Source organism: Rhodospirillales bacterium, assembly GCA_016872535.1.
In the GTDB taxonomy this organism is placed as follows: domain Bacteria; phylum Pseudomonadota; class Alphaproteobacteria; order Rhodospirillales; family 2-12-FULL-67-15; genus 2-12-FULL-67-15.
Genome location: VGZQ01000006.1, coordinates 18,881 through 41,868, shown reverse-complemented (window position 1 = coordinate 41,868; position 22,988 = coordinate 18,881). Strand labels below are relative to the sequence as shown.

24 protein-coding genes are annotated in these 22,988 nt (G+C 64.3%); 18 read left to right on the top strand and 6 right to left on the bottom strand.

The features are described 5' to 3' along the window. The first annotated feature begins 3 nt into the window (after window positions 1–3). The 3 genes from cobT to FJ311_02480 all read left to right on the top strand — a co-directional run bounded on the left by cobT (window position 4) and on the right by FJ311_02480 (window position 3,183). Window positions 4–1,884, top strand: coding sequence for a cobaltochelatase subunit CobT (gene cobT, locus FJ311_02490; protein ID MBM3950300.1), 1,881 nt, complete (start codon window positions 4–6; stop codon window positions 1,882–1,884). A gap of 19 nt (window positions 1,885–1,903) precedes the next feature. Next, window positions 1,904–2,152: a DUF1272 domain-containing protein gene (locus FJ311_02485; protein ID MBM3950299.1), complete on the top strand. Its 249-nt coding sequence runs from the start codon at window positions 1,904–1,906 to the stop codon at window positions 2,150–2,152. Between the two features lie 65 nt (window positions 2,153–2,217). Further along, window positions 2,218–3,183, top strand: a complete 966-nt coding sequence (locus FJ311_02480) for a hypothetical protein (GenBank protein ID MBM3950298.1) — start codon at window positions 2,218–2,220, stop codon at window positions 3,181–3,183. Between the two features lie 53 nt (window positions 3,184–3,236). Here FJ311_02480 and FJ311_02475 read toward each other — a convergent pair whose 3' ends face one another. From FJ311_02475 to FJ311_02465, 3 genes are all read right to left on the bottom strand, one after another. Then, window positions 3,237–3,545 carry a 50S ribosomal protein L28 gene (locus tag FJ311_02475; GenBank protein MBM3950297.1) on the bottom strand — a complete coding sequence of 103 codons (309 nt, stop codon included), beginning with the start codon at window positions 3,543–3,545 and terminating at the stop codon, window positions 3,237–3,239. A gap of 127 nt (window positions 3,546–3,672) precedes the next feature. After that, the gene (locus tag FJ311_02470) at window positions 3,673–4,887 is read right to left on the bottom strand and encodes an NADP-dependent isocitrate dehydrogenase (GenBank protein MBM3950296.1); all 1,215 of its coding nucleotides are present in this window, start codon (window positions 4,885–4,887) and stop codon (window positions 3,673–3,675) included. 44 nt (window positions 4,888–4,931) lie between these two features. Then, window positions 4,932–5,516, bottom strand: a complete 585-nt coding sequence (locus FJ311_02465) for a TIGR00730 family Rossman fold protein (GenBank protein ID MBM3950295.1) — start codon at window positions 5,514–5,516, stop codon at window positions 4,932–4,934. 162 nt (window positions 5,517–5,678) lie between these two features. Between FJ311_02465 and FJ311_02460 the strand changes: the two genes are divergently transcribed. Then, window positions 5,679–6,674, top strand: coding sequence for a LysM peptidoglycan-binding domain-containing protein (locus FJ311_02460; GenBank protein ID MBM3950294.1), 996 nt, complete (start codon window positions 5,679–5,681; stop codon window positions 6,672–6,674). 6 nt (window positions 6,675–6,680) lie between these two features. On the opposite strand, the gene FJ311_02455 is transcribed toward FJ311_02460, so the two are convergent. Beyond that, window positions 6,681–7,001 carry a helix-turn-helix transcriptional regulator gene (locus FJ311_02455; GenBank protein ID MBM3950293.1) on the bottom strand — a complete coding sequence of 107 codons (321 nt, stop codon included), beginning with the start codon at window positions 6,999–7,001 and terminating at the stop codon, window positions 6,681–6,683. 155 nt (window positions 7,002–7,156) lie between these two features. Here FJ311_02455 and FJ311_02450 point away from each other — a divergent pair, with 155 nt between their 5' ends. The 12 genes from FJ311_02450 to FJ311_02395 all read left to right on the top strand — a co-directional run bounded on the left by FJ311_02450 (window position 7,157) and on the right by FJ311_02395 (window position 17,663). Further along, the gene (locus FJ311_02450; GenBank protein MBM3950292.1) at window positions 7,157–7,582 is read left to right on the top strand and encodes a DoxX family protein; all 426 of its coding nucleotides are present in this window, start codon (window positions 7,157–7,159) and stop codon (window positions 7,580–7,582) included. Window positions 7,583–7,633: 51 nt separating this feature from the next. Continuing rightward, window positions 7,634–8,239 (top strand): glutathione transferase GstA, encoded by a 606-nt coding sequence (gene gstA / locus FJ311_02445; GenBank protein MBM3950291.1) that lies wholly within the window; start codon window positions 7,634–7,636, stop codon window positions 8,237–8,239. A gap of 151 nt (window positions 8,240–8,390) precedes the next feature. Further along, window positions 8,391–9,077, top strand: coding sequence for a phosphatidylserine decarboxylase (locus tag FJ311_02440; protein ID MBM3950290.1), 687 nt, complete (start codon window positions 8,391–8,393; stop codon window positions 9,075–9,077). Between the two features lies 1 nt (window position 9,078). Then, window positions 9,079–9,924, top strand: coding sequence for a phosphatidylcholine/phosphatidylserine synthase (locus FJ311_02435; protein ID MBM3950289.1), 846 nt, complete (start codon window positions 9,079–9,081; stop codon window positions 9,922–9,924). A 97-nt stretch (window positions 9,925–10,021) separates the two neighbouring features. Beyond that, window positions 10,022–10,999: a tripartite tricarboxylate transporter substrate binding protein gene (locus tag FJ311_02430; protein ID MBM3950288.1), complete on the top strand. Its 978-nt coding sequence runs from the start codon at window positions 10,022–10,024 to the stop codon at window positions 10,997–10,999. A 78-nt stretch (window positions 11,000–11,077) separates the two neighbouring features. Then, window positions 11,078–11,560, top strand: coding sequence for a tripartite tricarboxylate transporter TctB family protein (locus FJ311_02425; GenBank protein MBM3950287.1), 483 nt, complete (start codon window positions 11,078–11,080; stop codon window positions 11,558–11,560). A gap of 14 nt (window positions 11,561–11,574) precedes the next feature. Beyond that, window positions 11,575–13,251, top strand: coding sequence for a tripartite tricarboxylate transporter permease (locus tag FJ311_02420; GenBank protein ID MBM3950286.1), 1,677 nt, complete (start codon window positions 11,575–11,577; stop codon window positions 13,249–13,251). A 1-nt stretch (window position 13,252) separates the two neighbouring features. Further along, window positions 13,253–14,044, top strand: coding sequence for an alpha/beta fold hydrolase (locus tag FJ311_02415; GenBank protein ID MBM3950285.1), 792 nt, complete (start codon window positions 13,253–13,255; stop codon window positions 14,042–14,044). Between the two features lie 48 nt (window positions 14,045–14,092). Beyond that, complete coding sequence (locus FJ311_02410; protein MBM3950284.1) at window positions 14,093–15,685, top strand: gamma-glutamyltransferase family protein; 1,593 nt, start codon at window positions 14,093–14,095, stop codon at window positions 15,683–15,685. Window positions 15,686–15,785: 100 nt separating this feature from the next. Further along, window positions 15,786–16,067, top strand: coding sequence for a hypothetical protein (locus tag FJ311_02405; protein MBM3950283.1), 282 nt, complete (start codon window positions 15,786–15,788; stop codon window positions 16,065–16,067). Window positions 16,068–16,122: 55 nt separating this feature from the next. Continuing rightward, a complete protein-coding gene (locus FJ311_02400) occupies window positions 16,123–16,977 on the top strand; it encodes a ferritin-like domain-containing protein (protein MBM3950282.1) in 855 nt (284 codons plus the stop codon). Continuing rightward, window positions 16,974–17,663, top strand: coding sequence for a hypothetical protein (locus FJ311_02395; GenBank protein ID MBM3950281.1), 690 nt, complete (start codon window positions 16,974–16,976; stop codon window positions 17,661–17,663). The genes FJ311_02400 and FJ311_02395 overlap by 4 nt, the downstream gene beginning before the upstream one ends. A 7-nt stretch (window positions 17,664–17,670) precedes the next feature. Here the strand turns inward: FJ311_02395 and FJ311_02390 are convergent, their stop codons facing one another. Further along, window positions 17,671–18,900: a M20/M25/M40 family metallo-hydrolase gene (locus FJ311_02390; protein MBM3950280.1), complete on the bottom strand. Its 1,230-nt coding sequence runs from the start codon at window positions 18,898–18,900 to the stop codon at window positions 17,671–17,673. A gap of 195 nt (window positions 18,901–19,095) precedes the next feature. On the opposite strand from FJ311_02390, the gene FJ311_02385 reads away from it, so the two are divergent. Then, window positions 19,096–19,716 (top strand): glutathione S-transferase family protein, encoded by a 621-nt coding sequence (locus FJ311_02385; protein MBM3950279.1) that lies wholly within the window; start codon window positions 19,096–19,098, stop codon window positions 19,714–19,716. After that, entirely contained in the window at window positions 19,653–22,010 is a 2,358-nt protein-coding gene (gene selD, locus FJ311_02380) for a selenide, water dikinase SelD (GenBank protein ID MBM3950278.1), read from the top strand. The genes FJ311_02385 and selD overlap by 64 nt, the downstream gene beginning before the upstream one ends. On the opposite strand, the gene FJ311_02375 is transcribed toward selD, so the two are convergent. Continuing rightward, a complete protein-coding gene (locus FJ311_02375) occupies window positions 21,964–22,968 on the bottom strand; it encodes a TIGR04348 family glycosyltransferase (GenBank protein ID MBM3950277.1) in 1,005 nt (334 codons plus the stop codon). The two genes, selD and FJ311_02375, sit on opposite strands and share 47 nt — an antisense overlap. Window positions 22,969–22,988: the final 20 nt, after the last annotated feature.

Here is a 22,988-nt window from a genome sequence, read left to right as displayed (position 1 = left end):
CCGATGGCCGGCGCCGAAGATCCGGGCGATCTGGCGAAGCGGGTGACGGCGGCCGCATTCAAGGCGGTGGCCGACCGCAAGGACCTGACCGTTACCTACGTCCAGGGAGCGGCCGGAGTCGCCGCCGACGGCGCGCGCCTGCCGGCGCCGCAGGGCCGCGTGGATGAGGCGGCGTTCGAGCGGATGCGCGGTGTGGCGGATTCGCTCGCGGTCCGCGTCCGCTACCACGACGACACCCTGCATCGCCGCCGCCAGCCCCAGAACCGCGATGCTCGCGACGTGTTCGACGCGGTCGAGCAGGTCCGCTGCGAGGTGGTGGGCGGGCGCGACTTTTCCGGCATACGCCGCAACCTCGCCCGTCATTTCGAAGAACGCTGCCGCGCACGCGGCTACGGCGGCGTGACCGAGCGCCACGAAACCATGCTTGCCGACGCCGTCGCACTGATCGCGCGCGAGCGCCTGAGCGGCCAGCCGCTGCCGGAGATCGCCCGCGCCATGGCCGAGGAATGGCGCGGCTGGCTCGAATCCCGCGCCGGAGCGGAAATGACGCGACTCGCGCGCACGGCCGGCGATCAGGGCGCGTTTGCCGCCGCCGCCCTCGACCTGTTGCGCGCTCTCAAACTGCTCAAGGACCAGGATTCCGGGGCCGACGAAGACGAAGACAACGACGACCAAGCCGAGACCAGCGAAGGTGAATCCGAACCCGACTCCACGAGCGAATCCCGCGAATCCGAGGGCTCGATGGCCAGCGACACCGGCGAAAGCGAAAGCGAGGCCGCCACCGAGGCCGCCGCCAGCGGGCTGGAAGAGGACGCGCTGCCCGGCCAGGGCGACGAGGAGCCAGCGGGACCGTCCTCGCGCGAGACGCGCTGGCCCTCGAACGCGCCGCAAGCGTCGGCCTACAAAGCCTTCACCACCGCCCACGACGAAGTGGTCGATGCGGTGAGCTTGTGCGATCCGGGCGAACTGGCCAGGCTCCGCCATCAGCTCGACCAGCAGCTTTCGCACCTTCAGGGCATTGTCGCCAAGCTCGCCAACCGCCTGCAACGTCGCCTGATGGCGAAGCAGACCCGCAGCTGGGAATTCGACTTGGAGGAAGGGTTGCTCGATTCCGGGCGACTCGCGCGCGTGGTGATCGATCCGGTGCACCCCTTGAGTTTCAAGCGCGAGCGTGACACCGATTTTCGCGACACCGTGGTTTCGCTCCTGATCGACAATTCGGGCTCGATGCGCGGCCGGCCGATCACGATCGCCGCCATTAGCGCCGACATCCTCGCGCGAACGTTGGAGCGTTGCGGCGTCAAAGTCGAGATTCTCGGTTTCACCACGCGCGCCTGGAAGGGCGGCCAGTCGCGCGAAAGCTGGGTCGCGCGCGGCAAGCCGAAGAACCCCGGCCGCCTCAACGATCTCCGTCACATCGTCTATAAGTCGGCCGATGCGCCCTGGCGTCGGGCGCGCCCGCAACTCGGGCTGATGCTGCGCGAAGGCCTGCTCAAGGAGAACATCGACGGCGAGGCGCTGCTGTGGGCCCATTCCCGCCTGATGGCGCGATCGGAGCAGCGGCGGATCCTGATGGTGATCTCCGACGGTGCGCCGGTCGACGACGCGACCCTTTCGGCCAATCCCGGCAATTACCTGGAGCGGCATCTGCGCGAAGTCATCCATTGGATCGAAACTCGCTCGTCGGTCGAGTTGATTGCCATCGGCATCGGCCACGACGTGACGCGCTATTATCGCCGCGCGGTGACCCTGCTGGATGCCGAGGAACTGGGCGGCACCATGATGCAGGCGCTCGCCGATCTGTTCGATGAGGAAACGGCCTCCGACCTGCGCCGCGCCGGCACCAAGACAAGTGGGCCGCGCGCCCGAATGACGACCCATTGAGAAAGCAAGGGAGATCGCCATGCTTGAATTGAGGCCCAATTGCGAGTGTTGCGACAAGGATCTACCGCCTGACTCGACCGAGGCGCTCATCTGCTCCTACGAATGCACGTTCTGCCGGACGTGCGCCGAAACGAAGCTCGGCGGACGCTGCCCTAACTGCGGTGGCGGGCTCGTGAGCCGCCCGATACGGCCGGCCGAGCGATTGGCCAAACATCCGCCCTCGACCAAGCGCGTTTTCAAGCCTGCGGGATGTGCATCGGCGGCTTAGTTCTCTTTTTTGCCGCACAAGAGTTGCGTCGGCGCGACTCGTCCATCCGAGGATAATCCCGTGCCATGCTTCGCGCCTTCGTTTATTCGTTCCTGGTCGCCGACGCCCTCCTCGCCGCCGTGCCGGCCTGGGCGGTGGCGATCGAGGTGCACGCCGAGCCGGTGTCCCTGAACGAGCAGGACCCGGCGCAAGCGACGACAGGTAAGCTTCGTTACCGGGGCGGTGTAGTGCTTAAATCGCCCGATTCCCGCTTCGGCGGCTTTTCCGGCCTTGCCGTCGCCGTCGACGGTTCACGCTTGATCGCGGTTTCCGACCGCGGCCTTCGGCTTAGTGCGGAAATCGTCTACGACCCCGACGACGATCTTGCGGGCATCGCGGATGCCGATCTCGGCTCGCTCGCGGGCGAGGACGGGCACTCCCTCCGCTCCAACACCGAGCGCGACGCCGAAGCCTTGGCGGTCGGACCTGCGGGAGAAATCATCGTCGCCTTCGAGCGCGACCATCGCCTGCTCCGTTATCTGCCCGGCCAACTGGTGCCCGAGCGGATTCCGGCGCCGGAGGAACTGACGGCAGCGCCCGCCAACGGCGGTATCGAAGGCCTGACGTTTCTCGATGACGGACGGCTGTTCGCCGTCGCCGAGGAATTGAAATGGGGGGATCGGGCCGTCGGCTGGGTCAGCGACGAAACCGGTTGGTCGCCGCTCACTTATGCCCTGAGCGACGGCTTCGTGGTCACTGATCTCGCTAAGCTACCTTCGGGCGACGTGTTGGCGCTGGAGCGACGCTACACCATGCGAATCGGCGTCGCCGCGCGCGTGCGCCGCATCGCCAAGGACGCGATCGCACCTGGTGCTGAACTAATGGGCGAGTTGCTCGCCGAACTGCGCCCGCCGCTGACGGTCGACAACATGGAAGGAATTTCCGCGCGCCGCGACGCGGCGAGCGGCAAGACGCTGATCTATCTGATCTCCGACGACAACTTCAACATCGCCCAGCGCACGCTTTTGCTGATGTTCGAATTGATTGAATGAAAAAGCCGGCTCTTCCGAACCGGCCTCGATCACATGGATCGGTTGACGCCGAGTCAGGCCGCTGGCTGCGCCGGCACCTTGCGCGCGAGGGCTTTCTTGACCCGGCGCTTGAGTCGGAGGCCGTCGGCATCCAAAGTTTCCGCGCGGGCGCCGAGCAGATAAGCATCCAACCCGCCCCGCTTCTCGACCGTGCGCAGGCCGCTGACCGAGAGCCGCACCCGCACCGTCTGGCCGAGGACGTCGCTCAACAGCGATACCGTCTGCAGGTTGGGCCGGAACCGGCGCTTGGTGCGGTTGTTGGCGTGGCTGACGTTGTGGCCGACTTGGGCGCGCTTGCCGGTCATGGAACAACGGCGGGTCATGGCGAAAACTCCAGAGGGTCGGGGATACGAACGGGAGGCCGCTTTTTAGGGGATGGGACGTGCCTCGTCAAGCCGAGCCCGAGCTCGGCCTAACCTGGAAATCTCTGAAATCGCTTCCATTTTCGACTCAGCCCATGGCCTTTTTCAGGTTCTGGTCGATCGCGTCCAGGAACTGGCGGGTGGTGAGCCAGGGCTGGTCCGGTCCGATCAGGATGGCAAGGTCCTTGGTCATCACGCCCGACTCGACCGTCGCGACGCAGACCTTTTCCAACGTCTCGGCGAAACGGGTGACGTCGGGCGTGCCGTCGAACTGGCCGCGATAGGCAAGGCCGCGCGTCCAGGCGAAAATCGAGGCGATCGGGTTGGTCGAGGTCTCGCGCCCTTTCTGGTGCTCGCGGTAGTGGCGGGTCACGGTGCCGTGCGCGGCTTCGGCTTCCACCGTCTGGCCATCGGGGGTCATCAGCACCGAGGTCATCAGGCCGAGCGAGCCGAAGCCTTGTGCCACCGTGTCCGACTGGACGTCGCCGTCGTAGTTCTTGCACGCCCACACGAACGCGCCCGACCACTTGAGCGCGCTCGCCACCATGTCGTCGATCAGGCGGTGCTCGTAGACGATGTTCTTGGCCTTGAACTGGGCGGCGAATTCCTTATCGAACACCTCTTGGAACAGGTCCTTAAAGCGCCCGTCGTAGGCTTTCAAAATCGTGTTCTTGGTCGAAAGATAAAGCGGCCAGCCGAGCGAAAGCGCGTAGTTCATACAGCTCCGCGCGAAGCCGCGGATCGAATCGTCAAGGTTGTACATGGCAAGTGCGACGCCGCCATCGGGAAAGTTGAACACCTCGTGTTCGATCGCCGGACCGCCCCCCGCCGGCTCGAAACGGATGGTGAGCTTGCCCTTGCCCGGCACGACGAAGTCGGTCGCACGGTACTGGTCGCCGAAGGCGTGACGGCCGATGACGATCGGCTGGGTCCAGCCCGGCACCAGACGCGGCACGTTCTTGCACACGATCGGCTGACGGAAGATAGTGCCGCCGACAATGTTGCGGATGGTCCCGTTGGGTGACTTCCACATTTTCTTGAGGTTGAATTCCTTGACCCGGGCTTCGTCGGGGGTGATGGTCGCGCACTTGACGCCAACGCGGTACTTTTTGATCGCCTCGGCGGCTTCGACCGTGACCTTGTCCTCGGTCTTGTCGCGGTATTCGATGCCGAGGTCGTAGTACTTCAGGTCCACGTCGAGATAAGGGAGAATCAATTTTTCCTTGATGAACGCCCAGATGATGCGCGTCATTTCGTCGCCGTCGAGTTCGACGACCGGATTCTTGACCTTGATTTTCGCCATGGAATGCTCCTTCGGCCGGAAGCGGCCGGGAATTTAGATCGGACTCAGAGGTGGCTGGTCAAGACCCGTTCGTCCACCGCCGGCGCGGCGCGGAGCGCGGGCAGGACGGCCTCGGGCGTTTCGACCAGGGTGAACAGGTCGGCGACGGCGGGGTGGGCGAACCCACCCGCGACGATCGCCCGAACCAAGTCGGCGAAAGGCGACCAGTAACCATTGACGTTGAGCACGACGATCGGCTTCGAGTGCTGGCGCAGCTGCTTCCAGGTGACGATCTCGAAAGTTTCGTCGAGGGTGCCGAGCCCGCCCGGCAGAATGACAAATCCATCCGCAAGCTCGAACATGCGGCGCTTGCGCTCGTGCATCGAATCGACCACCACCAGGTCGGTGATGCCGGTGTCGGCAACCTCGAGCTTGATCATGAAATCGGGAATCACGCCGCTGACCCGCCCGCCCGCGCGCATAACGGACTGGGCGACCACGCCCATCAGGCCGATTCGGCCGCCGCCGTAGACGAGACGAATGCCGGCCTCCGCGAGTAGAACGCCGAGCCGGTCGGCGGCGCGAGCCCAAGTCGGATCGTTGCCGAACTTGGAACCGCAAAATACGCATACGCTGTCGATTTTAGCCACGCTTCTCTCTCCCGGATCGGATGCGCGACTGTATCAGGCCGATCTTGTCGCGTCGCCGGCTTTGCTCGGCCCGAGGTCCGGTGTATGATGAACGCCTTCCCCGCCGACGGCTTTCCCTTCGCGGGCGAAGACCCAAAGCCCGTCGCCCAGGAGCTCGACGATTTGAAGCAACCCATCGTCATCGCCACGATCGGAGCCGCCGCCGTGTTGACGGCGATTGGGGTCAATCTGTTCCTCTGGAAGGAGGACAAGGCCTCGCTCCCGTCGACGGCCGCGCCCGCCGTCGTCGCGCCGACCCCGTCACCAGCGACGGCCCCGAAGACCGAAGGGCTGCCTTCGTTCGACGTGGTGCGGGTCAACCCGAACGGCGACGCGGTCATCGCCGGCCGCGCGCTGCCGGGCAGTACCGTAGTTATTTTCGAAAACGGTCGGCCGATCGGCGAGGTCCGAGCCGACGCGCGCGGCGAATGGGTGTTCGTCCCGGCGAAGCCGCTGGAGCCGGGCAATCGGGAGTTGTCGCTCGAAATGCGCGCCGCCGATCAGCCGCCGGTGCTCTCGGACCACATCGTCACGCTGGTGATTCCCGAGCGCGACAAGGACGTCGCCGGCCGGCCCTCCGCCGGCGGCCAAGCGCTGGCGCTGCGCGTGCCGCGCGACGGCCGCGGCCCGGCTCAGGTTTTGCAGAAGCCCGCGCTCGAAACCGCCGTGACGTTCGCCATCGACGCGATCGACTATGACGACAAAGGCGGCATTTCCATCAGCGGCCGGGGCACGCCCAAATCGACGGTCCGGCTCTACCTTGACGGCCGCTTCATCGGCAGCGCCGAAGTCGGCGCCGATGGGCGCTGGCTGTTTCTGCCGCGCACCGCGATTCAACCCGGCACCTACACGCTCCGCGCCGACCAGTCGGGACCCGACGACAAAGTGACGGCGCGAGCCGAGATCCCCTTCGCCCGCGCCGAAGCCATCCCCCAGCTCGAGCCGGGTTCGACCGTGGTGGTGCAGCCGGGCAATTCGCTTTGGCGGCTGGCGCGGCGTACCTACGGCCAAGGGACGAGCTACACGGTCATCTATGAAGCCAACAAGTCGCAGATCCGCGATCCGGACCTGATCTTTCCAGGTCAAATCTTCCAGCTACCGAAGCAGACTGGCGGCTGAACGCCGTCACGCCGCCGACCGTTTGGGGCGAGCCGTATCTTCCGCCGCCCAACGCTGCGCGATTTTATTCAATTGATCGATGACGCCGGAAAGCTCCTTGCCCCGCGGCGCCAAACTGTATGTCACCTGCGGCGGTATGCTCGGCACATATTCGCGCCGCACCACTTCGGCCGCCTCGAGGAGCCGAAGCCGCTCGGTCAGCATTTTGGCCGAGACTCCGCCGACTTGGCGCTTGAGTTCGCCGAAGCGGGTCGGCCCCCGGGTGCGCAGGACATAAAGGATATACGTGGTCCACGGACCCATCAGCAGGCGCAGGATAGCGTCCATGGGGCAGCCTTTAGGGCTTTTGGGCAGGCTCATTGGCGGACTCCGTGAGGTTACGGACGGCTCACATAGTTACTATAAAGTATCTACTTTACAAAATATATCAAGATAAAAATATTATACAAGTTACTTTTTTAAACTTAAACAGGAGAAACGCCATGACTGATACCGCGACCGCACCCTACGGGGCCCTGCTGCTGAGACTGGCTTTGGGCACCATGTTCATCGCCCACGCCTTGCTCAAGCTGTTCGTCTTTACGCTCCCCGTTACCGCGAAGTTCTTCGCGTCGATCGGATTGCCGGGCTGGCTCGGCTACGCCGTGTTCGCGGCCGAACTTGCGGGCGGCATCCTGCTGATCGCCGGCGTCTATGCCCGCGCCGTGGCGCTGGCGCTGGTGCCGATCTTGCTCGGGGCTACTTGGGCACATCTCGGCAACGGTTGGCTGTTCACGAGCCCCAACGGGGGCTGGGAATATCCGCTGTTTCTGACCATCGCGGCGTTGGTGCAAGCACTCGTCGGCGACGGCGCCTTTGCCATCAAGCTCACGCCGTCTTTCGCTCGCTCGTTGCCGCGAACAGCGTGAGCCCCATCCCCTCGACAACCACCCACTCTTCCCTCCTAGGAGAATACCCTTATGAAACTCTACTTTTCCCCCGGCGCCTGCTCGCTCTCCCCGCATATCGTGCTGCGCGAGGTGGGCTTGCCGTTCGCATTGGAGCAGGTCGATCTCGCTACGAAAAAAACCAAGCGCGGTGACGACTTCTCCGCCGTTAACCCGAAGGGCCAAGTGCCAGTGTTGCAACTCGACGACGGCGCGATCCTGACCGAGGGTCCGGCCATCGTGCAGTACCTCGCCGACCGGAATCCGGCATCGGGCTTGGCGCCCGCCAACGGCACCCTCGATCGCTACCGCCTCCAGGAATGGCTCAATTACATCACCTCGGAACTGCACAAGGGTTTCACGCCGCTGTTCAAGCCGAATACGCCGGATGCCTATAAGACGATTACGCGGGACAACCTCGCCAATCGCTTTGGCTATCTCGACCGTCACCTCGCCGGCAGGCCGTATATAATGGGCGAGCGCTTTACCGTCGCCGACGCCTACGCATTCACCGTGGTCGGTTGGTCGAAATACATGAAGATCGACCTGACGCCTTGGCACAACCTGAAGACGTACATGGACCGCATCGCTGGGCGACCCAAGGTCCAGGAAGCGATGAAGGCCGAGGGCTTGAACTGACATTGCGGGCGGCGCGGGGTGCATTCCTGCGCCGCCCGCGATTAACCGTTAATAGCAACGGCGTTTCCGTTCCCCCGCGAACCGTTTATTCTGGGCCCGCCTGTCCAACCGTCCGGCCAACAACCCGCTGGCAACCCTGGGCCCCGACCGCATGCGCTATACTCTGATTCCGCCGATTCACCGCGCCGGTTTGCCGTTCATCGGCGCGTTCGCGATCGCGACGGCCGTGCTCGCCGCTATCGCCGCGCCGTTGGGCTGGTTCGGAGCCGTTCTCACCCTCTGGTGTGCGTGGTTCTTCCGCGATCCCGAACGGGTGACGCCGACCCGCGACGGCCTGATCGTCAGTCCCGCCGACGGGGTCGTCCGCCTCATCGATCGGGTCCCGCCGCCCGCCGAGCTGGAGATGGGGACGGAGCCCCGCTGGCGGGTCGCCGTGTTCATGAACGCGCTCAACGTTCACGTCAACCGATCGCCCGCCAGCGGCACTGTCGCCCGCCTCGTCTACCGGGCGGGGAAATTCATCGATGCCTCCCTCGACAAGGCGAGCGAGGATAACGAGCGGCTCGCGATTCGCCTCGTCCTCGGCGACGGTCGCGATCTCGCCTGCGTTCAGATCGCGGGGCTCATCGCCCGCCGCATCCTGTGCGAAACCGCCGAAGGCCAAACCCTGGCCGCCGGCCAACGCTATGGCATGATCCGATTCGGAAGCCGTCTCGATGTCTACCTGCCGGAAGGGGTCGAGCCCCTGGTCGCCGAGGGCCAGACCGCGATCGCCGGCGAAACCGTGCTTGCCGACACCGCGTCGAGCGAGCCCCGGCGCGATGGACGGTTGAGCTGACATGCGCGCGCTCTTCCGCCGCCGCCCACCGCGCCAGCGGTTCAAGGGATTATCTATCAACCGGATGATTCCGAACATGCTGACCCTGTTCGCGCTGTGCGCGGGCATGACCGCGATCCCGTTTGCGATCCAGGGCCGCTGGCAGGCCGCCGTCGCCGCCATATGCATCGCCGCCGTACTTGACGGGCTTGACGGGCGCATCGCCCGGCTACTCAAGGGCTCCAGCCGGTTCGGCGCCGAGCTCGACAGCTTGTCGGACTTTCTTTGCTTCGGCGCGGCACCCGGAATCGTCGTCTATCTCTGGTCCCTGCAGTCGCTCGGGGCGCTCGGCTGGCTGCCCGCATTGCTGTATGCCATGTGCGCGGCGTTGCGATTGGCGCGCTTCAACGTCGCCCTCGACGAGCCGATCCTGCCGCCTTGGGCATTCAACTTCTTCAGCGGCGTGCCCTCGCCTGCCGGCGCCGGCCTCGCCGTCCTGCCCTTGATTTTCAGTTTCGTGATGGAAACCGAGCTGTTCCGCAGCCCGTGGTTGACCGCACCCGTCCTGGTCGTCGTCGCCGGGCTGATGATCAGCCGCATTCCCACCTACTCGCTCAAGAAATTCAAGGTGCCGCAGCTGTGGATTCTACCGGTAATGCTGGCGATTGGGCTGTTCGCCGCCGGCATCGTCACTCAGCCTTGGGAAACGCTCGCGCTGATCGGCGTCGCGTACATCGTCGCGCTGCCGTTCGGAGTCATGTCGTACCGACGGCTCGAGCGTATGGCCGCCGAGTTGCAGGGAACCTCGGCAGAGACCCGCGCGCCCGACCATGAACCGCCCTCTCCTGGTTCGCCGTCCGCTCCTTGACTAACCTCGGTCGTTTGTATCCAATCTTCCTTCTCCGAGGCCGCGTGCCCGGGTCAATAACTAATAAAGAGAAACGTAATATGGGAGGAGATAAGCCATGATTCGCTCGCATCGTTGGACAATCGCCTGCGTCGCTATCGGCGCGCTCGCCGCCGTCGCCCCGTCGCCCAGTTTCGCCGCCGTCGATCTGCCCTGCCGCGCCGTCCGCATGATCGTGCCATGGAACGCGGGCGGCGACACCGATCTGATCTTCCGTCCGGTGGTGGATGCGCTCAACGCGCTCAACCCCAAGGCCCAGTTGCAAGTGGTCAACATCGGCGGCCAAAGCGGCAACAAGGGGGCGCGCGAGGTGCGCGATGCAAAGCCGGACGGTTGCACCCTGCTCGCCATGCATGACAGCCAGATCACCACTTATCTCGCGGGCGGCGTCGATTTTACGTGGGATGCGTTCCAGCCGGTGGCGCTGCTCACCTACACGCCGTCGATGCTCGCGGCCGGAACCAAGACCCCCTACAACGACATGGCCGGCTTGATTGACTACGCCAAAAAGAACCCGGGCCAGATCAAGGCCGGTGTCACCACCGGCTCAACCAGCCAATTCCTCCAGTTGATGATCGAGGATGCCGCCAAGATCAGCTTCAAGTACGTGCCCTATGAAGGCACCCGCGAGCGCAACACCGCGCTGCTCGCCAATAACATCGATGTTGGTGAATCGAACATCCTGACCGCCAAGGAATACGTCAAGAACAACCAGATGAAGGCGCTCGCCATCGCCACCGAGAAACGCGATCCGCTCATGCCCGACCTGAAGACCATGCGCGAATACGGGCTGGACGTGGTGTACGGTTTGTCCCGCGGCGTGGTCATGCCCAAGGGCGCGTCGGCCGAACTGGTCACCTACTATGAAGACCTGTTCCGTCGCGCCATGCAGGCGCCCAAGGTCAAGGAAGTCATGGATACCCACAGCACGTGGATCCAATTCAAGGGCGCCAAGGACTACGCCGCGTTCCTCAAGAGCGAATACGAGAAGTCCGAAAAGCTGGCAATCAAGATCGGCCTGTACAAAAAGAAGTAATCCATCGGTCAAACCGCCCGTTCGAGACCCGCTCGACGGGCGGCTCCTTTTTTGCTGCGCCGGAAAGTCCGTATCGCCATGCGTCGCATCACCGCCGACGTCGTCATCGCTGTGTTGTTCCTGATCCTGGCCGGCGTCCTGTTCGCCGCCACCTATACATTCCAATCGCCGCCGCTGTTCAATTTCAGCATCCGCACCTGGCCGCGCGCGGTGGTCGGCACGTTTGCCATCCTGGCCCTGGTCTACCTGGTCCAATCGCTCGCGCGCGCCGGACAAGGGTCACGCCGATCATTCGATCGGGGGGTTTGGTTCAAGACCTACCGCAACGTCATTGTTTGCTTTGTTTTGTTCGCGTTGTTTCTCGCCACCTTGCCGATCTTCGGCATGCTGATCGGGGGCCTGCTGTTCGTTTACGTCTCGTTCCTGATGCTCGGCGGCTGGCATGGCTGGAAGACGCAGGCCATCAACCTCGCGGTGACGTTGATATTCGTCGGCGGCATGTGGGTGGTGTTTACCTTCGCGCTCCGCGTCATTTTACCGGGCGGCATCCTCAACATCTAGATCGACCGCAGCCGATGCTCGAACACGCATTCACCGCCCTCGCCGCCCTGCTCGCCCCGGGTACGTTCGTCTTGCTCGCGCTCGGCGTGTTCGCCGGGCTGATCGCGGGCGCGATCCCCGGCTTCACCATCACCATGGCGGTGATCCTGACCCTGCCCTTCACCTTCGGCATGCCCCCGATTCAAGGGCTTGCGACCATGATCGGGGTTTTCGTCGGCGGCCTGTCGGGTGGCTTGATTGCCGGAATTCTGACCGGAATCCCGGGCACGCCGTCTTCGATCGCCACCACCTTCGACGGCCATCCGATGGCCAAGAAGGGCGAGCCCGGGCTCGCGCTCGGCATCGGTGTGTGGGCGTCGTTCTTCGGCGGAGTGATCAGCGCCTCGCTGTTGATGACCGTGGCGCCGGTGCTGGCGGCGATCGGCCTGGAATTCGGGCCGTGGGATTTATTCGCCTTGATGATCTTCGCGCTCACCATCACCACCAGTCTCGCCGGCGAAGACATGGTCAAGGGCCTGATCTCCGGCATGGTCGGGCTGCTCGTAACCTGCGTCGGCCAAGACCAAACGGCGGGCATTGCCCGCTTTACCTTCGGCGTTGACGCCTTGGGCAAAGGCTTTCCGTTCCTCGCTGTTCTCGTCGGCCTATTCGCCTTCAGTCAATTGTTACGCGACGTACGGGACGCCGACGCCGCGCGGCAGCCACTGTCTCTCGGCGGCGGAGGCCGCGTCGCTATTGAGCACATAAAGGCCATTAAAATCGTGCTTCGGAAATGGCGGGTCACGATCCATGCCGCCCTCACCGGCGTGTTCGTCGGCGTGTTGCCCGCGGCGGGCGCTTCGGTCTCCAACATTCTCGCTTATGACCAAATCAAGAAGGCTTCGCCCTACCCAGAGAAGTTCGGAACCGGCATACCCGATGGAGTTATCGCCTCGGAAGCGTCCAACAATGCCACCGCCGGCGGCGATATCATGACCACCATCGCGCTCGGTATTCCAGGTGACGTGGTTACCGCCATCCTACTTGGCGCGCTGATCATGCACAATGTTGCGCCCAGCCCGACGTTCATCAGCACCCAGCCGGTGCTCGCCTACGGTATCATGATTTCCTATCTGCTCGCCCATGTGGTCATGGTCGTGCTGCAGGCCGGTTGCCTCCGCATCTTTGCCCTGGTGACTCGGGTGCCGATGTATCATCTCGTCGGCGTAGTATTGTTCTACTGCGCGGTCGGCGTTTTTACCCTCAACAACATCGTGTGGGACGTGTGGGTGTTGTTCGGATTCGGCGTGCTCGGCTATCTGATGCACGTGTTCAAGTTTCCCCTGACTCCGATGATCCTTGGCGTCGTGCTCGGTGACCAGGCGGAAATCAACCTGGTGCGGGCGCTGGCAACCGAGGATAGCTTGCTACCGTTCGTCACTCGGCCGTGGTCGCTGTTCTTCCTGATCATTGCGTGCTTTTCGCTGATTTTCCCCTGGTATCAGAATGCACGGGCGCGGACGCGTTGGACCTTGTGCTATACGCCGCTGCTCGCGCTATTCGCAGCGGTACCATTCTTCATGATGAACGACTTATTCCGCGCCGTGGTCGGCGCCGGTCTTGTCGCGGTCGGCCTGTGGCTGCTGTGGCAACACCATCGCCGCGGCTGGGCGCTACCCGCCGCACCCAGCGCTGTTACCCTTCGCGAATAATATGCCTACCCTCGCCGCCAACGGTATCGAGACCTATTACGAGATCCACGGCTCGGGCCCGCCGGTCCTACTCGTCGCCGGGCTCGGCGGTGCGGGTACCTATTGGCGCGAGCAGGTCGAACCGTTCGCCCGGGCGCACACGGTGATCATCTACGACCAGCGGGGTTCGGGACGCTCCAGCCACATCCCGGTCGCCTCGATCGACGAGTTGGCCGGCGATGCGCTTTCGCTGCTCGACGCCCTCAAGATTGAGCGCGTCCATTACGTCGGCCACTCGACCGGCGGCGCGATCGGTCAAGTGCTCGCCCTCGACCGGCCCGAACGGCTGCAAAGCCTCGTCCTTTACGCCACCGTGCATCACTCCGATCCGTTTCGGCGGCGGATGTGGTCGCTGCGCAAGGCGGTGCTCGCCGAGATGGGCGCCAAGGCTTACGCCCAGATGACCTCTCTCGTCCTCTACCCGCCCGCATGGATCGCCGCCAATGATGCCCGCTTGATCGAGGAAGAATCGATCGCCGAGCGAATGTTATCGAAGCCCGCCGTTATGGCCAGCCGCATCGATGCGATTCTCGCCCACGACCGGGCGGCGGACTTGGGCAAGATCCGCACGCCAACCCTGGTGCTATGCGCGCACGACGACTTGATGACTCCGGTCTATTTTTCCGAGGATATCGCCGCCCGCGTTCCCGGTGCCGAATTCGTGCGACTCGACGGCGGCGGCCATGCCTGCTCGAAGACCCGGCCCAAGGAATTCAACCGTCATGTCCTTGGGTTTATTGCCCGCCATGCCTGAAGGCGCTGGCTTGTCGAATCGGCTCTCCAACCGTTAGTTTATAAACTCATGCGCAATTTTCACCTTCCCGGCCGCTCCCGCGCCTATGCCAATCACGGCATGGCGGCGACATCGCATCCGCTGGCGACCCTCACCGCGCTCGATGTTCTGCGTGCGGGGGGCAACGCGATGGACGCGGCTGTTGCCGCATGCGCGGTGCAATGCGTGGTCGAGCCGCAATCGACCGGCATCGGCGGCGACTGTTTCGTGCTCTACAGTCGGGGTGGCTCCGACGACATCGTCGCCTTTAACGGTTCGGGCCGGGCGCCGAGCGGGGCGACAATCGAGTATTTCGCCAAGCAGGGCATCGGCGCCATCGATTCTCTATCACCGCATGCGGTTACGATACCCGGTGCGGTCGATGCCTGGTCGCGCTTGATCGCCGATCACGGCACCAAGGATTTAGGCGAACTGCTCCAGCCTGCCATCGCCTATGCCCGCGACGGCTATCCAGTCCACGACCGGGTCTGGACCGATTGGCATTACGCACAAGCCACCATCCGCAACGATACCTCGACCGAAAGCGTATTTATGCCGGACGGCCGCCTGCCCGCGCCGGGCATGCTGCACCGTCAGCCGAACCTCGCCGCGACGCTCGAACGTATCGCGCGCGAAGGCCGCGACGGCTTCTACAAAGGTCCCGTCGCTGAGGATATCGTCGAACACCTTACCCGGCGCGGCGGGACGCACACGATGGTGGATTTCTCCGCTGCCTGTGGCGAATACGTAAAGCCGATCAGAGTCACTTATCGCGGCCTGGACATCTACGAATGCCCGCCCAACGGCCAGGGCATCATTGCGCTTCTGTTGCTCAACATCGTCGCCGGGATCGGGTTCAAGGATCGTGATCCGCTGTCGATCGAACGTCTGCACGCCATGATCGAGGCGACACGCCTTGCTTACGCCGACCGCGACGCGTTCCTCGCTGATCCGGCCCAGGCCGAGGTGCCCGTGGCTAAGCTGCTGTCACCGACCCGCGCCGAGTCTTCCCGTGCCCGCATCCGCGGGGATGGCCGCATTGAGCCGCTCGCGCCCTTGCCGCTGCCCGCCCACGCCGACACAGTATACCTCTGCGTCGTCGACAAGAACCGTAACGCGGCGAGTTTCATCAATTCGCTGTTCAGTTCGTTCGGGACCGGCCTGATGGCACCGCGCTCGGGCGTTGTGTTGCACAATCGCGGATCGGCCTTCGTCGTCAAGCCGGGGCATCCGAACTGCATTGCGCCCGGCAAGCGGCCGATGCACACCATTATTCCCGGCATGGCGGTGCGCGATAGCCGTGTTGTCATGCCCTTCGGGGTCATGGGCGGCCATTATCAGGCCATGGGTCACGCTTGGTTCCTGACCAACTTCCTGGATTTTGGCCTCGATCTGCAGCAGGCTATCGATCTGCCGCGCCTCTTTCCCACTCCCGCCGGACCGCTGGAGGTGGAAACGGGCGTGCCGCCGGAAATCGTGGCGGCTTTAAAGCGCCTCGGCCACACGCCGATGACCCCCGACCGGGCGATCGGCGGCGGCCAAGCGATCTGGATCGATTGGCAAACGGGCGGCCTGACCGGAGCGTCGGACCCGCGCAAGGACGGCATGGCGCTCGGGTACTGAACGGCAACCGCGAGTCATCCGCATTCTCGTCCGTCTGCCCGGCACATATCGCGCAGATGGATTATATTTTACCTATACGAACATTGCGAGGAGACGGGCCATGCTGACCATAGAGGATTGCGTCGCCCTTTCCGGCCTGACCGAAGCCGAAATCCTGGCGATCGCCGAACACGAGCACATCCCCTTCACCGCCGCCGCCGAGATGGGCCGCTGCCTGTTCTGCGCCGAACACGGCCTGGACACGCTGAGGCTCATGATCCTGGAGGATATCTGGGCTGCCAAGAAACGTGGCGACCGTGCCCATGTGCGGGAGCTTAAGCAAGCGCTCAAGGATTACGCGGCCACCCGCCGGGAAAAAACCGACGCGGCGCCTTACGCTTGAAGAGGGACGGAAGCGCTCTTTCGTCCGGGCGGGGCACGCATTAGTGTGTCCCGCCATGCCGATTGCCGTATCCGCCGCGCGCCCGCCCGAAGGCCCGATCCGTATCGGTTCGGAAGAGCATAAACAGCTCTTTTGCCGCGTCTTTCTCGACACCTTCGATCCCTACAAGCCCGCCGTCATCCCGTGGCCCCGACTCGATCCGGACGCGCTCGCGCGCCTGACCGGCCTGCCTTTCTGGCAAATGGCGGTCGAAACTGAGCACGAAGCGGGCGGACGGATGCAGGCCGCCGCCGACGCCAGCGCCGACCCCCTGATCCGCGAGGCCATCGCCCTCAACGCCTTCGAGGAGAACCGGCACAAGATCGTGCTTGAAAACATGATTCGTTTCTACGGCATCGAAATCGCGCCCGATCTGCAACCGCTTCACCTTCCGGACCCCGAGTGGGCGTTCATGCAAACCGGCTACGGCGAGGCGTTCGATTCTTTCTTCGCGTTCGGCTTGTTCCGCATCGCCAAGGATTCGGGATATTTCCCGCTGGAATTGGTCGAGGTGTTCGAGCCCGTAATTCAAGAAGAAGCCCGCCACATCCTCTTCTTCGCCAACTGGGTCGCCTACATGCAGGTCAACCGCCCGCTCCCGGCGCAGCCGTTCTTCCTCGCCCGACGGCTGCGCGCCCTCGCGGGGAAGGCCTGGAACCGCCTCCAGTTCGCGCGCGGCGGCGACAACCGCAGCTCCATGACCATGGACGGGCACAAGTCGATCGGCATTTCGCTCTCGCCGCGCAAGTTCTTCGAGTTGTGCCTAGCCGAGAACGACCGGCGCATGAGTCGCTACGACGGGCGTCTTTTGCGACCCCGCTTCATGCCGACGCTCGTGCGCCTCGCGCTCCCCCTCATGGGGCGCGCTTGATCGTCAGAACCGCCGTGACGCGCCTCGACCCCGCCTTGATGTCGTTCGACGTGTTCGGAACTATGGTCGACGTGCGGGCAGGTTCCTACGGCGCCTTCCAATCGATCCTCAACGAAGCGGGCGCCCGTGATGTCGACATCAAGGCGTTCTGGGAATACTGGGAACATCGCAACATCGCTCATTATTGGGAGCCATACCGGCGCTATCGCGATATTTGCGAGCTGTCGCTCGCCGAAACGCTCGATCATTTCCACGTCCGCACCAATTCCAAGCTAATTGAGCGCTATTTCGATTCGTTTGCCAATTTCCGTTTGTACGACGACGTGACTGCGACACTGGATCGGCTATCCCGGCGCGCCCGTCTCGCCGTTGTTTCCAATATCGACGACGACTTGCTGGCCCTGACCCCGCTCAAACGAAACTTTGATCTCGTCTGCACCGCCGAGCGCGCCAAGGGCTACAAGCCGGACGGGACTTTGTTCCGTTACCTGATCGCGCACGCCGGAACGGCCAAGGAGCGCATTTTTCACTCCGGCCAATCTCAGTTCACGGACTTGGTCGGCGGAAAGCCGCTCGGGCTCACCATCGCCTGGATCAACCGGCGCGGCATCGCACTCGACAATTCGGTGCCGAAACCCGACTATGTGTTCGGCGATATCGCTTCGTTGCTGACGTTAGTGACGTGACGGCAAATCACTCGGTTTCGGGCTTCCCGGTCCGGAGAAATTCGGCGAGCGCACAGGCAAGCACTTCGGTTCCCCGGCGAAGATCGTCGAGAACAAGATTCTCGTTCGGGCCGCCGACATGGGCGTCTTCTGGCTTTTCCGGGCCAGCGCCATACAGAACCGCAGGGATGCCGACGGCCGCGTAATGACGTGCGTCCGAAATCGTCGAGCGCGCGGCTTCGGGAATTTCGCGGCCGAGAACCGTGACTGCGGCGCCTTGAAGCGCATCGACCAGGGTATCGGTGCCGGGTGCAGGCTTGAGCGGCGGGGTAAGGTCAACGCGCCGGATGCGGCAAACGACCCCTGGCATGCCCGCCACCGCCTTGCCGAGCTGGACTGCGAGGCTCTGTTCCGCCTTGCCCGGGTCTTCGTCGGATGCGAGTCCGCGTGTCACGTTGATGGTGACGACGCCCGGCGCCGCGTCCTTGCCGCCCTCACCGTGGATGCCGCCGACGGCGAGCGCCGGCGGCGGGTCGACGCCGGCGGCGGCTGGGGAGGCCGCCTTGCGCAACTCGTAAAGAGTATCCAGCACACGGGCAGTCGCTTGGCCGGCTTCCGCGGCGGCGGCGCTCTGGCTCCGCACCTCGACCGCGAGACGAAGCGCGCCATGGTGGCGCGTCACGATGCTCCAGGTGCCGCCGGTGCAGACGGCATAATCGGGGTTGACGACGCCATGCTCAAGCAGCCAGGGCACGCCGAGCATCCCGCCAGCCTCGTGGTCGTAGGTGATATGAAGTTCCACCGCGCCGCCGAGTTCGCCCGCGACCGATTTGAGACCGACCAGCGCGAAGGCGTGCGCCGCAAGCGAACCCTTGGCCTCGACCACGCCGCGGCCATACATCACGCCTTCACGGATGTCGGCGGCGAACGGATCGCCGCTCCAGCCCGCGCCAGCGGGCGCGGTGTCGCCGTGTGCCTGCAATGCGATGGTCGGTCCGGGGCCGAATTCGTGACGAACGACGAGATTGGCGAGGCTTTTCAGGCCTTGGGCGCGAACTTCCTCGTCCGGCACCGGATGGCGAACGGCAGTCAGGCCAGCGAACTTTTTGAGCCACTCCGCCGTCTTGATCGCGTGTTGGCCAAGATCGCCCGGCGGGATTTCCGACCTCATCCGGACCAATTGTCCGAGCAGGCGGAACTGCTCCGCCCGGCGCGCGACCAGGGTCTTCCGAATCGTTTGGCGGATGGCTTGGTCCATGGATCCCCCAATGATCGGGACAATACCACCAGACCCGGCGGGGAAGCGCAAGAATCCAGCCACGATTCATGGTCTTAACCGAACCGGCGAAACCGTGACATGGCTCGCCTCGGCCTCTAACATCGGCCAACCCGGGGAGCCGCCCGCCCCGTTTCACCCGCACTCATCGTAAAGGACGCAAAGGACACGCCGCCCATGCTCAAGATTCTCGGACGCAAGAACTCTTCCAACGTGCAGAATGTGATTTGGGCGTGCGAGGAGATGAGCCTGACCTTCGCGCAGGAAGACATCGGCGGCCCGTTCGGTCGCAACAAGGATCCCGAATATCTGGCACTCAATCCCAACGGCACCGTTCCGACCATCGTTGAGAATGGGTTTTCCATGTGGGAATCGAACGCCATTATCCGCCATCTCGCCTCCCGGCACGGAGTCGGAACCCTGTGGCCGAAGGACGCAAACGATCGCGCCCATGCCGATCAATGGATGGATTGGCAGCAAACCGTGGTCAACGCGGGAATGCTGCCCCTGTTCCTCCAGCTCATCCGCGTCAAGCCCGAGGAACGCGACGCCAACCTGATCAAAACGGCGCGCGATAAGGCCGCCGCCGCGTTCGCGATCCTCGACAAGCACGTCGCCAAGAACAGCTACGTCGCCGGCGCGAACTTCACCATGGGCGATATTCCGCTCGGCATCGCCGTCTACCGCTGGTACACCCTGCCGATCGAACGGGAGAACTATCCCGCGCTCAAAGGATGGTACGATCGGATTTGCGAACGTGCGGCGTTCCGCAAGAACGTCATGATCGGCCTGACCTAGCCGATCGAAGGGTCAGGATCGAGTCCGTGCGTTCGTCTGCGGCGTCGCCCATTGTCAAGGATTTGGTGCTGGTTGGCGGCGGCCACGCCCACGTCGCCGTGCTCAAGAGCTTCGGCATGGAACCGATGCCGGGCGTGCGCGTCACCCTGATCACGCGGGATATACATACGCCTTATTCCGGCATGCTCCCGGGATTCGTCGCCGGCCATTATGGCTTCGACGACATGCATGTCGATTTAGGCCCGCTTGCCCGGTTCGCCGGCGCGGCCTTGATTCACGACGAGGCGGTCGGCCTCGACCTCGCCAACCGCCGGGTGATCTGCCGCGACCGGCCGCCGCTCGCCTACGACGTGCTTTCGCTCGATGTCGGCGCCGCACCCGATCTGTCGGCGCTTCCCGGGGCGGAAACACATGCCGTGCCGATCAAGCCGATCGGAAGTTTCCTCGCCCGCTTCGAAAAACTGCGCGCGCGCGTGCGCGAACGACGGCTTCCGACCCGTATCGGGGTCGTCGGCGCGGGCGCGGCCGGAGTCGAGATCGTGCTCGCACTGCGCCACCGCCTGCGCGCCGAACTGGCTGGGCTCGGGCGCGATCCCGACATTCTCGAATTCCACCTGATCGGGACGTTTCCGGAACCGCTTCCCGCCTTTCCCGCCGTCGCGCGGGCGCAGGCACGGCGCCTGCTCGAAGCCCGCGGCGTACACCTGCACTTCGGCCAAGCGGCGTCCTTGATCGAACCGGGATGTGTGCGCCTCGCCGACGGACAGGCGATCGATTTGGACGAAATTCTTCTCGCCACCCCCGCCGCGGCCGCGCCATGGCCCAAGGCGTCCGGTCTTGCGGTCGATGACAACGGCTTTGTTCAGGTCGACGAGACGCTCCGCTCGCTTTCGCATCCCGAGATATTCGCCACCGGCGACATCGCCGACATGATCCGGAGCCCACGGCCCAAGGCCGGGGTCTTCGCCGTGCGCCAGGGCCCGGCGCTGGCGGAAAATTTGCGCCGGGCGCTGGCCGCGCGCCCGCTCAGGCCGTTCCGGCCCCAGCGCCGATATCTCGCGATTCTGAGCGCCGGCGACAAATATGCGCTCGCCGCGCGCGGCGGATTTACGCTCGAAGGTGCCTGGGTCTGGCGTTGGAAAGATTGGATCGACCGGCGCTGGATGCGCCGCTATAGCGAACTACCCGCCATGCCGACGGCCGACCCCGACGTCGCGGCAGGGATCGCGGACGAGACCGCGCTCAAGGAAATCTCGGCCTTCGCCATGCGTTGCGGCGGCTGCGGCGCCAAAGTCGGCAGCGATCTATTGACCCGCGCCCTGCAGGGGCTCGATCCGGGACGGCGCGAGGAAGTCCTGGTTGGGCTCGATTCCCCAGACGACGCCGCCGTGGTCCAAGTTCCCGCCGGCAAGGCGCTGGTCCAGACGGTGGATTTTTTCCGTTCCTTCATTGCCGATCCCTACGTGTTCGCGCAAATCGCCGCTAACCACGCGCTCGGCGACATCCATGCCATGGGCGCCGAGCCGCAAACGGTGCTGACCATAGCCGTGATCCCGTTCGGCTTGGAAGCCAAGGTCGAATCCCAACTCGGCCAGCTCATGGCCGGCGCGACCAAGGTGGTGCGCGAAGCGGGCGCGGCATTGGTCGGCGGCCATACCGCGGAAGGATCGGAACTGGCGATCGGTTTCGCGGTCAACGGGCTTGTCGATCCCGCGCGCGTGTTGCGCAAGGACGGGCTTAAACCTAGCGATGCGCTCGTTCTTACCAAGGCGCTCGGAACCGGCACCCTGTTTGCCGCCGACATGCGCGCCCGCGCCAAGGGCCGCTGGGTCGAGGGCGCGCTTGCCTCCATGCTCCAGTCGAGCGGCGAAGCGGCCAAGATTCTGATCGCTCACGGCGCGCACGCGTGCACCGACGTGACCGGGTTTGGCTTGCTCGGCCATCTGGTCGAGATGACCAGGGCATCAAACGTGGACGCGGAGATCGCAATCGGGCGGCTCCCCGTGCTCGACGGCGCGGTGGAGTGTCTGAACGCTGGTATCTTTTCTTCACTCCAACCCGCCAACGTCCGCCTGCGCCGCGCGATCCGCGATCAGGCGACGGCGGCGACGCATCCGCTCTACCCACTGCTGTTCGATCCGCAGACGGCGGGCGGATTGCTCGCGGCCGTGCCGGAAGAAAATGTCTCGGCGTGCCTCGCCGCCCTCAAGGCTGCGGGCTATGTCCGCTCGGAGCGGATCGGGCGCATCAGCGCGCGGAGCGACCGGCCCGGACCGATCGGGATCGTTCTCTAGCTGCGGCAACAGCGCGCTTGAGCGCCGCCTTGAGCATCCGCCGTTCGCGCGCGATGCGAAACAATTTCGCCCGCTTCGCGACCGCGCGCTTGAGTCGGGCAAAGAAGTCCGGCTGTTCCTCCGCGCGCCGCAGCAGCCGCGCCAGCGCCCGAGTATCCTTGACGGCGAAATATCCGGGGTAGTTGCGCCCCAAAAGCCCAACGTTACCGGGAATGCGCGAGGCGATCACCGGCAATCCGGCGACGGCAGCCTCGGATACGACATTGGCGCCGCCTTCCATCACCGAGCTGATGACCATGACGCGGCTCTTGCGCATGGTTTCGCGCACTTGTCCATGGCTGACTTCGCCGAGCCAGCGGTAGCGGGAATTGCGCGCCGTTTCCACTTCTGCCGCGCGTGCCCATTCGGGTCCGATCGCCTGGCCGAGCTGGGTGACGCGCACGCGCGAAGCCATGGGCAAAAGCCGCGCCGCATAAGCGGTACGCAAGGGATCTTTTTCCGCGCGCAGGTGTCCAACCACGCAAACCTCGAACTGCGACGTTGGAGGCTTGGGCCTGCGCGCGAGCGGGCGGGCTGACTGGTGCACGACGGAAATCTTATTGCGAAAACGCGCGGGGATATGCGCGGCAACTTGGTCGTGAAGCGTGACCAGCCTATCGGCCAGCGCCATCGAACGACGCGTCGAAACCGGGTGGCTGAACTGAAAACGGTGGATATCGGTGCCGGTGAGTGCGACGATCAACGGCCGGTCGGGAAAATCCTTTGCGAACCGCCTGATCGCATCGGCGCTGCGCCAGGCGTGCAGCGCGATCATCGCGTCCGCTTCTCCGCCTCGGTATTCGGTCGTTATCGTCACCCGATGGCCTAGTGCGCGGAGATGCCGCGCCCAACGCACCGCCGTGGCGCGATTTCCGGCCCTTGAGCCAGGTTTGGCGGGCGTAATAAGGTTGATGCGCAACGAACCTACCCCCGTGGAGG

Coding starts and splice junctions, on each gene's coding strand:
- cobT (MBM3950300.1), top strand. CDS start 4: ATGGCCGGCGCCGAAGATCCGGGCGATCTGGCGAAGCGGGTGACGGCG.
- FJ311_02485 (MBM3950299.1), top strand. CDS start 1,904: ATGCTTGAATTGAGGCCCAATTGCGAGTGTTGCGACAAGGATCTACCG.
- FJ311_02480 (MBM3950298.1), top strand. CDS start 2,218: ATGCTTCGCGCCTTCGTTTATTCGTTCCTGGTCGCCGACGCCCTCCTC.
- FJ311_02475 (MBM3950297.1), bottom strand. CDS start 3,545: ATGACCCGCCGTTGTTCCATGACCGGCAAGCGCGCCCAAGTCGGCCAC.
- FJ311_02470 (MBM3950296.1), bottom strand. CDS start 4,887: ATGGCGAAAATCAAGGTCAAGAATCCGGTCGTCGAACTCGACGGCGAC.
- FJ311_02455 (MBM3950293.1), bottom strand. CDS start 7,001: ATGGACGCTATCCTGCGCCTGCTGATGGGTCCGTGGACCACGTATATC.
- FJ311_02450 (MBM3950292.1), top strand. CDS start 7,157: ATGACTGATACCGCGACCGCACCCTACGGGGCCCTGCTGCTGAGACTG.
- gstA (MBM3950291.1), top strand. CDS start 7,634: ATGAAACTCTACTTTTCCCCCGGCGCCTGCTCGCTCTCCCCGCATATC.
- FJ311_02440 (MBM3950290.1), top strand. CDS start 8,391: ATGCGCTATACTCTGATTCCGCCGATTCACCGCGCCGGTTTGCCGTTC.
- FJ311_02435 (MBM3950289.1), top strand. CDS start 9,079: ATGCGCGCGCTCTTCCGCCGCCGCCCACCGCGCCAGCGGTTCAAGGGA.
- FJ311_02430 (MBM3950288.1), top strand. CDS start 10,022: ATGATTCGCTCGCATCGTTGGACAATCGCCTGCGTCGCTATCGGCGCG.
- FJ311_02425 (MBM3950287.1), top strand. CDS start 11,078: ATGCGTCGCATCACCGCCGACGTCGTCATCGCTGTGTTGTTCCTGATC.
- FJ311_02420 (MBM3950286.1), top strand. CDS start 11,575: ATGCTCGAACACGCATTCACCGCCCTCGCCGCCCTGCTCGCCCCGGGT.
- FJ311_02415 (MBM3950285.1), top strand. CDS start 13,253: ATGCCTACCCTCGCCGCCAACGGTATCGAGACCTATTACGAGATCCAC.
- FJ311_02410 (MBM3950284.1), top strand. CDS start 14,093: ATGCGCAATTTTCACCTTCCCGGCCGCTCCCGCGCCTATGCCAATCAC.
- FJ311_02405 (MBM3950283.1), top strand. CDS start 15,786: ATGCTGACCATAGAGGATTGCGTCGCCCTTTCCGGCCTGACCGAAGCC.
- FJ311_02400 (MBM3950282.1), top strand. CDS start 16,123: ATGCCGATTGCCGTATCCGCCGCGCGCCCGCCCGAAGGCCCGATCCGT.
- FJ311_02390 (MBM3950280.1), bottom strand. CDS start 18,900: ATGGACCAAGCCATCCGCCAAACGATTCGGAAGACCCTGGTCGCGCGC.
- FJ311_02385 (MBM3950279.1), top strand. CDS start 19,096: ATGCTCAAGATTCTCGGACGCAAGAACTCTTCCAACGTGCAGAATGTG.
- selD (MBM3950278.1), top strand. CDS start 19,653: ATGGTACGATCGGATTTGCGAACGTGCGGCGTTCCGCAAGAACGTCAT.